This window comes from Candidatus Symbiopectobacterium sp. (assembly GCF_020054415.1).
In the GTDB taxonomy this organism is placed as follows: domain Bacteria; phylum Pseudomonadota; class Gammaproteobacteria; order Enterobacterales; family Enterobacteriaceae; genus Symbiopectobacterium.
Genome location: NZ_JAHWCO010000677.1, coordinates 1 through 3445, shown reverse-complemented (window position 1 = coordinate 3445; position 3445 = coordinate 1). Strand labels below are relative to the sequence as shown.

Genomic DNA, 3445 nt, shown 5'->3' with positions numbered 1-3445 from the left:
CTTTGTTGAATAATAGGTAATCATGCTGTTTTTCCATGCCAGTTTTGGTTGAAAATGCTTGTCATCTCAGGTGTACACTTTTCTCATGAGGCCTAACTGCATTATTTTACGTTGCGAGGATCCGTCGTTTCACTGGGCTGCCAGCATAAAATCTATTTATTCAAAAAAGCCCTCAATACGCTGTGTATGCAGCTTGCTAACAATGTGTTTTACTTTTGGAAGTTCGTCGTTGTAAGCCATGTAGCCATCCGTGTTTGCATGACTGACGACGGTAACGCTGATGGACACTTTTGCCATAACCGTGTTTTTTCACAGGAGATGTCTGTTCACAAAACGGGCATCTTACATCAACTTTAGCCACTGTATTCCACATCCAAAACCGGACATTTCACACTGCAATCAACATATTGAATACACGACCGGCGATTGTGTGTAACGCAATTTGAAACGCACGCATTAGCGGGCTGCATTGGCCCGCGAGTGTATGAGCGATTACCTGAGCGGTGCACTGGAACTGCGTGGAATAAGACTTGGCATCACGCGCCGAATGGTATCGACGGGCTCGGTGCCAGCCAGCAGCAATTCAACAGCAATCGAAGCAACGTGGTCGAACGGAATATGCACCGAAGAGAGCGGAACCGGCAAACGGGCGGACAGTGGAATATCGTTATAGCCTACTAGTGATAAATCCTGACCTATTGCCAGTCCCAATCGATGGGCTGCCGCCATAACGCCGAAGGCCAAATCATCGTTGATGGCGAAAATGGCTGTGGGCCTGTGTGCTCCGCTCAGCAGCGCCATCCCTTCACTTTCTCCTGACTCAATGCTGAAACCGGATTCCCTAATCCAGGCGGGATTAGGGGTGAGCCCGGCTTCGCGCATTGCACGATGGAATCCTTCCCGGCGATAAGTTGCACCGGAAGAAAAGCTGGGACCAGCAACCATACCGATATCACGGTGGCCCAGATCGATCAGATGCCGGGTTGCCAGATAGCCTCCCTGTTCGTCATCACCAATGGCAGAGCGGCTGACACCGTCGGTACGCAGCGCCAATACGTGGGCAACATTTTGCTGACGCAATTCCGCCGGAAAATGGTCATCCAGTCGGCTAGTGGCCAGAATCAGCCCATCGACGCGCCGATCGAGCAGGGAGGCTGCTGCCTGTTTTTCTTGCACCAGATCGTCACCGCAGGTCGCAACAATCGCGAAATAACCGTAGCGCTCTGCTGCGCGGCAAATGGCCTCATACAATAACGCCATCACCATATCGCTCAGACGCGGCACCAGTACGCCGATGGTTCCCGTGCCGCCACGGCGCAGGCTGGAGGCCATGATGTCGCGTCGGTAACCCAACTCCTGTGCAACCTGACGTACACGTTCGGCCGCTTTGCTGCGTGACGGAGGTAACCGTTCATCCAGAACGCGGGAAACGGTGGAAACGCTCACCCCGGCTGCCGTGGCGACATCCTGTAAGGTGACGGGTTTGCTTCCCAACTTACGGCTTGAACCGTTGTGCGGAAAGGTATTAGGGTCCATGTAATCCCTTGATTTTTATTTTTTTAAAAAAGGCACAGTGTGTTGCCAATGACATCCGCGCTACGTTTACGAATTTATTATGTAATGGTTCCCAGGCTTTGGCTACACCTCGGAATTTTAAATCTGCGCCACGGCAGGATAATCAGGGATTACTATGCAAAAGCATACAATAATGCGCAACATATACGCTTGATTGCGCTAACAAGCGCGGGAAGTTGGATGCCGTTTGGATCGACAATACGCCCGCCGTTCACGGTATGAAGGCAGGCTATCCGTGATGTCAGCGTCGGAGTACGGGCATTAGCCAACGAATGACAGTTCAGCAGCGCGAATTGCGGATTTGATTTCCTCTTCTGCGCCGAGTTCCAATGGCAGCAGCGGAGAACGCACTGTGGCGTGGTCCAGAATGCCGCGCGCCACCAGCGCATGCTTCAGTGCCACGGTACCTTCCATGTGCGAACCACGGTGATACACGCTTTTGGTCACAGGCAGCAGGCGGTCATGGATCTCACGGGCTTTTTTGTAATCCTTCGCCTTGCCTGCTTTGATCATCTCTACCAGCAGTTCTGGTGCAATGTTGCCATAGCCCACCAGAAAACCGTCTACATAAAAGGCCGTTGAGAGCAGATATTCGTCATGACAGCTTAGGATTTGCAGGTCTGGGCGCTCACGGCGGATTACCGGTATCTCAGTGTCCCAGAGACACATATTGCGCACGCCGTTCTTCATGGCAAACACACCGGGTTGAGCCGAAATTTCCAGCAACGTTTCCAGGCTATAGGTGCACTTAGTGGCATCGGGATACTGGAACAGGATCAGCTGCAGGCCACTTTCTTCATATACCTGGCGGTATTTATTCTGTGGTGCCCCTTTCTGATAGCCGAAACGCAGCCAGCCGTGAGAAGGATACAGCAGGCCCGCAGAGGCCCCTGCGCTGACGGCGCGCTTGGCTTCTTCAGCTGCCACTTCGGTGCCTTCGAGTGTGATACCCGCAATGATTGGAGTGGCGCCGTTCACCTATTCCGCAAAAGCTTCAATCACTTTCATTTGCTCGCTCTGAGACATAAAGGTGCCTTCCCCAGCGTGGCCCAATACGGTCAGACTTTTTACGCCATCGATGCTGGCAAGCCAGGCACCCAGTTTTTTACACGCGGCATAATCCACGGAAGCATCGCGGTTGAACGGTGTGACAGGGGCAGGGTTCAGGCCACGTAACTAGATATTAATTTTGGTCATGATGTTCTCTTTTTAGTGCCATCGGAAAAATGAAAGAACAATTAATAACGATCTCGTGAACGTTTGCATTTTTGGTTTTTCTGAAGGGACTGTCAAGAGCGATTTGCTGTAAGGATTTTTGTTTAACGGCAGGTTTTTTTGGTTTATATGTTTTAAATCAATTTGTTATTTGTTTTTCTCGCGTGCAGAAAACCGTGTGTAACGCCTGGGCGGATGTGATAAATGTGATCTGGCGCAACCGTAGAGGCACGGATGCGGCAGCGTTATTGGTTAATAGTGTGGCGGTGGCGTCTCTTCGGACTGCGAGGCGAGAAGAGAAGGGGACGTCGCTTTCAATTTTTCCACTAACAGGCGTAGGTGCTCACGGATTTTCACCATTTCCAATTCATGTTGGACGACCGTCTGATTCAACTCATCAATGGTGAGCTCCTGAAAAGCCAGCTTGCTTTCAAGCATTTCAATACGTTGCTCTAGTTGCGTATGGGGCATTAAGATTCCTCTGTATTTTGTCGTATCTAGCCGAATATTCGGGTCGTGTATTCAATGAGTTGATGTAGCATCAAACGTAGTACTCGCGTTCGATGTAAGTACCGATGATCCTATCGTGCATTTCGGATGATTTTGAATATCCGAGCGTATTGCGATTGAGCCGTTACAATCGGTTACGCAGTGT

General features: G+C 50.7%; 3 protein-coding genes and 3 pseudogenes. All 6 read right to left on the bottom strand.

Annotated elements, in window-relative coordinates:
• Positions 1–156: 156 nt before the first annotated feature.
• Positions 157–240, bottom strand: coding sequence for a hypothetical protein (locus QZ506_RS19565; protein WP_291973288.1), 84 nt, complete (start codon positions 238–240; stop codon positions 157–159).
• Between the two features lie 13 nt (positions 241–253).
• Positions 254–361 (bottom strand): annotated as a pseudogene (locus QZ506_RS19560) (IS1 family transposase); the annotation flags it as partial.
• Between the two features lie 131 nt (positions 362–492).
• The gene (locus tag QZ506_RS19555) at positions 493–1536 is read right to left on the bottom strand and encodes a LacI family DNA-binding transcriptional regulator (protein WP_291973286.1); all 1044 of its coding nucleotides are present in this window, start codon (positions 1534–1536) and stop codon (positions 493–495) included.
• Between the two features lie 300 nt (positions 1537–1836).
• A pseudogene (locus QZ506_RS19550) lies at positions 1837–2742 on the bottom strand (dihydrodipicolinate synthase family protein).
• 300 nt (positions 2743–3042) lie between these two features.
• Complete coding sequence (locus tag QZ506_RS19545; protein ID WP_291973284.1) at positions 3043–3261, bottom strand: protein SlyX; 219 nt, start codon at positions 3259–3261, stop codon at positions 3043–3045.
• A gap of 70 nt (positions 3262–3331) precedes the next feature.
• Positions 3332–3445: pseudogene (locus tag QZ506_RS19540) on the bottom strand (IS1 family transposase); the annotation flags it as partial.